This is a genomic window from Ideonella azotifigens (assembly GCF_006519715.1).
GTDB classification, from domain to species: domain Bacteria; phylum Pseudomonadota; class Gammaproteobacteria; order Burkholderiales; family Burkholderiaceae_C; genus Ideonella; species Ideonella azotifigens.
In genome coordinates this window covers 1-5,806 of sequence record NZ_VIDT01000349.1, presented here as the reverse complement: position 1 = coordinate 5,806, position 5,806 = coordinate 1, and the positions used below count along the sequence as shown (strand labels likewise).

The window sequence follows — 5,806 nt, the reverse complement described above, 5'->3', positions numbered from 1 at the left end:
ACGCAGCTACGCCGCGCTGCAGCTCGGTGCGCACTGGATGGGCGAGGTCTGCCGCAGCGCCGGCGGGCAGCCGCTGCGCTACCACCTGCTGGGCGATGCGGGCTGGGAATCGGTGCAGCTGTTCCGCGGCGAAAACGCCGTGTGGGAGCGCAACCTGCACCAGGAGCTTGGCTTCTCGCTGCAGCGCATCCGCATTCGCCTGGGCGGCGCTCGCATCAAGGACCGCTATCGCGCCGCCTGCTGGCGCGGCACGGTGGAAGTCAAAGGCACCCCAATAGGCGGCTTCGAGTCCTTCGGCTTCGACAACCCTGAGCAGACCTGCTGGCGCGAGAACACCACCACGCTGGCCTTCCGCACCGCCACGCATGGCGACACCGACAGCATCGAGCTCACGCTCGTCGCGCTGGTGAACGCCGAGATCACCGTGCGCGCCCAGATCCACGGCTACGTGAAGGTCGGCGACCCATTGGACCCACCAGCCCACCCTTACGCGCCAGACGTGGAACTGAAGATCAGCGGCCGGGACTTGTTGGAGCAGCACGCCCTGGTGCGCGAACTGCCCGGCGCCGAACTGCGCGTCAGCATCGAGCGCATCACCGAACAGCCACTGCCCCGCGACCTGCAAGGCGAGATCGACCTGGCCTCGCTGGCGCTGGACGCAGACCGCGAACACCCGCTGTTCATCACCGCCCGCCAGCGCGACCAGTCGCGGGTGTGGACTTCGGCGTTGTTTGTGCGCTTGGGTTGAACATGCAGGCGGCTGGCTTGCCACCGCTTGCAAAGGGGTCGCTTCCAGGCGACCTGCGGAGCCTTTCGGATAAGCCTGAGGGGCGGCGCCCTTGTGGTCGTTTGGTGGAACTCAGTGGTCATCCCTGAAGCGGTCGCTCGTCGGAGGTGGTGGCATCCAAGAGGAACCAGGGTTGTCTGTCCGGTAGCGTCAGTGCAGCGAGTACAGAAAGCGCCTTGGTGACCGCTGTGGCGGGCGCGGGCATCATTGACGGCCAAGTCGCCAAGAAGTCCGTTGTTCGGAACACGTCACGCCCGATTGCCCATACAACGTTCTCGCCGCCGCGCATGACTTCGTCGTTGAAATGCGCCAGGTTGGCGGGCATATATGCGGAGAGGCTAACCCCGTCGAGCCGCCACAGCGCTTCGTCAAAGACCTCATCAAGGTCGAATAGTCGCGCGGCCTTGAGCAGCACTGCAATGGTTGCCATCGGCCGCTCGATTAGCTCCGCGACCCCCGAATAATCGCCAGACATCTTGGCCAGGAGGTAAGCCAGCGCATCCTCTGCAGGCAGATCGCCGCGGGCGACCCGTCCACCTGAAGCGGCCAAGGAATAGAACAGCAGTCCGGCGAGGCGCTCGCCTTCGTCCATCAGCCCGACCTCCGATGCCTGGGCAAGACAGATGCACCAGGCACTTGCTTGCGAGTCATTCAGTGCCACCAACGATCGCTCATAGTGCTCAAGGATCAATGGCAGCAGCACCTTGATCTGATCGACCGCCTGCGCTCTCTGTTCTTCCGTTCGGGCGACGTAGGGACCGGCCGCCGCCCACCCCAGCGCCTGTGAGACCCGCAGCGGAAGGAAGTACAAGTCCGCCAGCCCGCCATTTCTCGATGACAGCAGCGCGAACCGATCAGCTGACAAGCTCGAAATGAGGCGAGCGTTGGCATCCAGCAGGGCCTTTGCCACTTCTCCCGTCAGTCTTTCGGCGACTGCGTGAGCCGCGGGATTCTCGACGTGGGGCAGTAAAGAGGCGGCGAGGATTGCCGCCGCTAGAACGCTCCGGTAGGGGTCTTCGCACTGGGCCGCCCGCTGCAGGAAGGCCGCGGCGAGACGTTCGATGACGGTAGCGATCTGGTCGGAAGGCAGGTTGGGAGCCTGAACAATCGACCACACCAGACGCTGGAATCGCTTCTGGCTCCAATCACCGGATACGGACAAATATGTGGTCCAAAGCGCGTCCTGGTTCGCTTTAACGATGTCATCAGTCTGGGTCGGCCAGGTCTGCACGAAGTCGCGCATGCGCTCAAGTCCGTCATTGCTGAAGCGTGGGTTGCGGCAAAAACTTGGCGGCCCGTAGAGATTGAGTCCCCAAACGACGGGGTTTTGCCCCTCGGGTTGAAGCTTGGCAGCAACTCTGCGGCCAATGTCCACCAGGTCCAGAGCACTGACTGTGTCGTTGATCACCTCTCTGCCCTCTATGCAATCGAGCAGCGCGTTGGTTCCCAACCCGCCGGCGGCGGTCTCACCGGCGTACTGGTTACGTCCGGACGTTGCGACGAGTGTGAGGGCGGGGGTACCAACGTCCCCGAGCAGCTCGGGCTTGAGCAACACGCCAAGATCGTCCACCAAGCCGCCACTTTCGCAGGCATCAATGATGATGTTCGTCTGCCGAGGTGCGGCCTCGTTGATGCTACGGAACAAGTCAGCCAACGCCAACGCCGAAACAGACTGCGCGGCTTTCATCGTGTCCTTCAACCACATGTAGAAGCTGCCAGCGTGTACCCCTCCGTGGCCCGCGAAGAAGAAGGTGAAGGTCTCAATCTCTGGACCCTTAAACAGCATGTCGCGCAGCACTGCTCGAACGTCATCGAGCGTCGGAGACCGCAAGAGGCGAGATCTGCCACCGTCATACCACGGTGACTTTGCACTCACGAGTGCATCGAAGATGCGCTGGGCGTCAGGCTCTGCGCCGGTTAGTGGACCCGCTTCGTTGTACTCGTTGCAGCCGATAGCCAGCAAAACTCTCACGGCGCCTCTCCGTAGCGTGCGAACCGAGCCTTGCGCTGGATTTCCTCCTCGATGGCCTGGGCGGATCGAATCTCATCCAGTTGCTGGATACGCTGAAGCAGCTCTGGCGGTGCCGACTCCTGCGCTCGCCGAAAGCGCTCAAAGGCCTCCGGAGACAGATGAATCTGAGGCCGTTGCACATTTCCGTGTTTGTCCGCGCTGAAGCGGATGGTCTCGAGCATGGCCGCAAAGCCCTCGATCGGCCCGCCTGCCGATAACGCGTCGACCACGTTTCCGCTCTGGTCACAGGCCGCCGAAATGGTGGCGTACATCATTCGCTGGAACTGAGCGTTCAGGTCCTCGACAAGTTTGTCCACGTAGCGCGAGATGGCCGAAAGGTCGTGGTTCACCAGCTCATCGAACTGAATGGCGACTTCGGAGGAGTGCTGTTGCATCCCAGCGTTGTACGCATTGGGCAGTCCGGGGTGACTCCAGTCGCCCCCGTGGCGGAACCGCTGCACGTTCTCGGCTGGGATGAGCTGGGACATTCGCAGTTTGAGGGCGTCGCCTAGAAACTTCATGAACTCTCGCTCGAACGCCTCTGTCGCGGACTTGTCGTGAAGGAAATCGACTCGGTTGGGCGATGAACTCATAGCATTTGGGGCTGGCTATTACCTGTGCTTGAACTGCCTCTTGCATCTTGGCGTGCAGCGGCCATGGCGCCTTTGCGTTTTCACGCACGGGAAGCTGCCACTGGGGCTGACCGCTCCTGGACGCTCACCGACACCGGCCGGCGGTGCTGTGCATGGCCTCAGTCGCGCAGCTACATTCTGGGCCATGCTGTTTAACTTCGAACTTCGACCGCTCGCTGAGATCAGGCCCTGGGGTGAGCCAGGGGCTCAGCGTCTTCACTGGTATGGGCTGACCGATAGTGAGTTCTGGATCGAAGTAGGTGGATCCAGGCTCCTGGAGTACAGCGAGGACGCTCAGCGGCACGGGACTCCGCGGTTCTGTGACTACCAGGCAGCGCGGTTGTACGAAGACGTCATCGCGCTTGCTACGTACGCTCTCGAGCGTATCCCTTTCGACTTGGTACCTTACATCTCCGGCCAAGGCCGCGATGCAACGCTGGCCAAGTTTTCGACTTGGTGTGACAAGAACGCCGAACGAGATGACGATCAGTATTGGTCGACCATCGACTGCGCGAGCAGTTGGATAGGCAAACGCGAGCTGGATACTGCGTACCTGACTCCTTCAGCGGACGTCTTGATGTGGTCAGACATCTCGATGGTTCACATTGAATGGGACAACCGGGAGAAGCTTTTCGATGGTCTCGGCGCATGGTCGGCGCTGTTCGGCAACTACAGTCTGGCCCGATCGGACTTCGTGGCGGAGTGCATCAGCTTCCATGAGCGGCTCATGAGCAGCATGGCGGAACGGGTTGGGCGCGTAGCGGCGGGCGCACTCTCGCCTGAGATCCACGTCGACCTAGAAGGGCTGCATCGTGAACACCAGATGCGGATGCGTCTCTCGGAGGTGCAATTCGGCGAACTGCCTTCGCCGACCGATTGGCAGGCTGTACGACAAGCGCTGAAAGCGATTGGCGCATAAGCGGACCGCCCAACCCATGCTGCTCCGAAGCAGCCCGTTGCGGGCGTCTGAAAGTGGCCGACCAGCGACGCCGGCAGCACTGCTGCTCATAATTGACCACCATCCGCACGGCCGCGATCATAGGCGCCACGACATTGCTCCGCATCGAAGCGGATGCCTCTTTGTATGGGCAACAGCCCAACCGCGCTGGAAGCTCGCAGCCATCAATCGCCTTGCACGATGCCCACGCTCACCACCGCCCGCTTGCGCCTGGAACCTTTCACGGACAGCCACGTGGCGGGGCTGAATGCCTTGAACGCTGACCCGGAAGTCATGCGCTACATCTCGGGCCGGCCCGAGACGATGGAAGAGACCGTGGCGGTAGTGGCGCGGGTCAAGCAGCGCTGGGTCGAATTTGGCTATGCGTGGTGGAGCTTTTTTGATGTGGCCAGCGGCGAACTCGTGGGCGCGGGTTGTCTGCAGAACTTGCGCCGGGAAGCGAGCGTGCACCCAGACCCGGCCTGTCCGCTGGAGATTGGCTGGCGGCTTCGTCGTGATCGCTGGGGCCAGGGGCTGGCCACCGAGGCTGCGCAGGCCATCGCCTGCTTTGCATTCGACGACCTGCACGCCGATGAGCTGTATGCGGTCTGCGACCCCGCCAACCTGGCTTCGGCCAATGTCATGAAGCGCCTGGGCATGCACTTCCGCGGCCTTCAGCGTTGGTATGGACAGGACCTGTCGACATACAGCATGACCCGCCGCTGAATGGGCCTTCGGGGGCAGCCGCGCGAAGACTGCGTGTGCGCGGCCAGCCGGTGTCGACAGAGGCTGTTGTGCCCGCGTTCAGGTCTGCTCGCGGCGCGCCAGGGTCCAGTGGCTCACACCCCTTCCTTCGTCGGCATGATGACCACCTGCTGCAGGTTCACGTGCTTGGGTTGGGAGACGATGAAGCCGACGACCTGGGCCACGTCTGCGGGTTGCAGGAAGTCGATGCTCTTGGCGGCATTGGCCAGCCAGTCCTTGGCGCCCTGGAAGGTGACGTGGTCCTGCAATTCGGTGGCGACGATGCCGGGCTCGATCATCGAGACGCGGATGTTCTTCGGGCCGAGCTCGATGCGCAGGTGGCGGGTCAGGTGGCTGACGTAGGCCTTGGTGGCAGAGTACACGGCGAAGTACGGGAACAGGTACTGGCCGGCGATGGACGAGGTGTTGATCAGGTCCACGGTTCCGCCCTTGGCCGCGGCCTCTTCGAGCTGCGGCACGAAGGCCTGGATCACGCGCATCGCGCCGCTGATGTTCAGGTCGATCTGCTGCTGCCATTCGGCAGTGTCCTGCTGGCCGATGGCGCCGGGCAGCATCACGCCGGCGTTGTTGAAAACCAGGTCGATGCAGCCCCAGGTCTTGCGGATGGTGGCTGCCGCGAGGTCCAGTGCGGCTTGGTCGGTCACGTCGACCGCGAGGGCAAGCGCCTGGCCGCC

Annotated in this window: 5 protein-coding genes and 1 pseudogene; 3 read left to right on the top strand and 3 right to left on the bottom strand. The window is 62.7% G+C overall.

All coding sequences use genetic code 11. The features are described from left to right. Nucleotides 1-748: pseudogene (locus tag FKP22_RS32260) on the top strand (hypothetical protein); the annotation flags it as partial. A gap of 118 nt (nt 749-866) precedes the next feature. On the opposite strand, the gene FKP22_RS19020 reads toward FKP22_RS32260, so the two are convergent. Together FKP22_RS19020 and FKP22_RS19015 are read right to left on the bottom strand one after the other, a co-directional pair. Continuing rightward, nucleotides 867-2,759 (bottom strand): caspase family protein, encoded by a 1,893-nt coding sequence (locus FKP22_RS19020; RefSeq protein WP_141289287.1) that lies wholly within the window; start codon nt 2,757-2,759, stop codon nt 867-869. Next, on the bottom strand, nt 2,756-3,286 hold the full coding sequence (locus tag FKP22_RS19015; RefSeq protein ID WP_170200958.1) for a hypothetical protein: 531 nt from the start codon (nt 3,284-3,286) through the stop codon (nt 2,756-2,758). The genes FKP22_RS19020 and FKP22_RS19015 overlap by 4 nt, the downstream gene beginning before the upstream one ends. A gap of 289 nt (nt 3,287-3,575) precedes the next feature. Between FKP22_RS19015 and FKP22_RS19010 the strand changes: the two genes are divergently transcribed. Both FKP22_RS19010 and FKP22_RS19005 read left to right on the top strand, forming a co-directional pair. After that, a complete protein-coding gene (locus FKP22_RS19010; RefSeq protein ID WP_231010850.1) occupies nt 3,576-4,349 on the top strand; it encodes a DUF5984 family protein in 774 nt (257 codons plus the stop codon). Nucleotides 4,350-4,568: 219 nt separating this feature from the next. Beyond that, nucleotides 4,569-5,093 (top strand): GNAT family N-acetyltransferase, encoded by a 525-nt coding sequence (locus FKP22_RS19005; protein ID WP_141289284.1) that lies wholly within the window; start codon nt 4,569-4,571, stop codon nt 5,091-5,093. Nucleotides 5,094-5,206: 113 nt separating this feature from the next. Here FKP22_RS19005 and FKP22_RS19000 read toward each other — a convergent pair. After that, a partial coding sequence (locus FKP22_RS19000) for an SDR family oxidoreductase (protein ID WP_141289283.1) occupies nt 5,207-5,806 on the bottom strand: 600 nt, incomplete at its 5' end.

What these genes read in the sequence shown, in the direction of transcription:
- FKP22_RS19015 (WP_170200958.1), bottom strand. Translation starts at nt 3,286, where the DNA reads ATGTCCCAGCTCATCCCAGCCGAGAACGTGCAGCGGTTCCGCCACGGG.
- FKP22_RS19005 (WP_141289284.1), top strand. Translation starts at nt 4,569, where the DNA reads ATGCCCACGCTCACCACCGCCCGCTTGCGCCTGGAACCTTTCACGGAC.
- FKP22_RS19010 (WP_231010850.1), top strand. Translation starts at nt 3,576, where the DNA reads ATGCTGTTTAACTTCGAACTTCGACCGCTCGCTGAGATCAGGCCCTGG.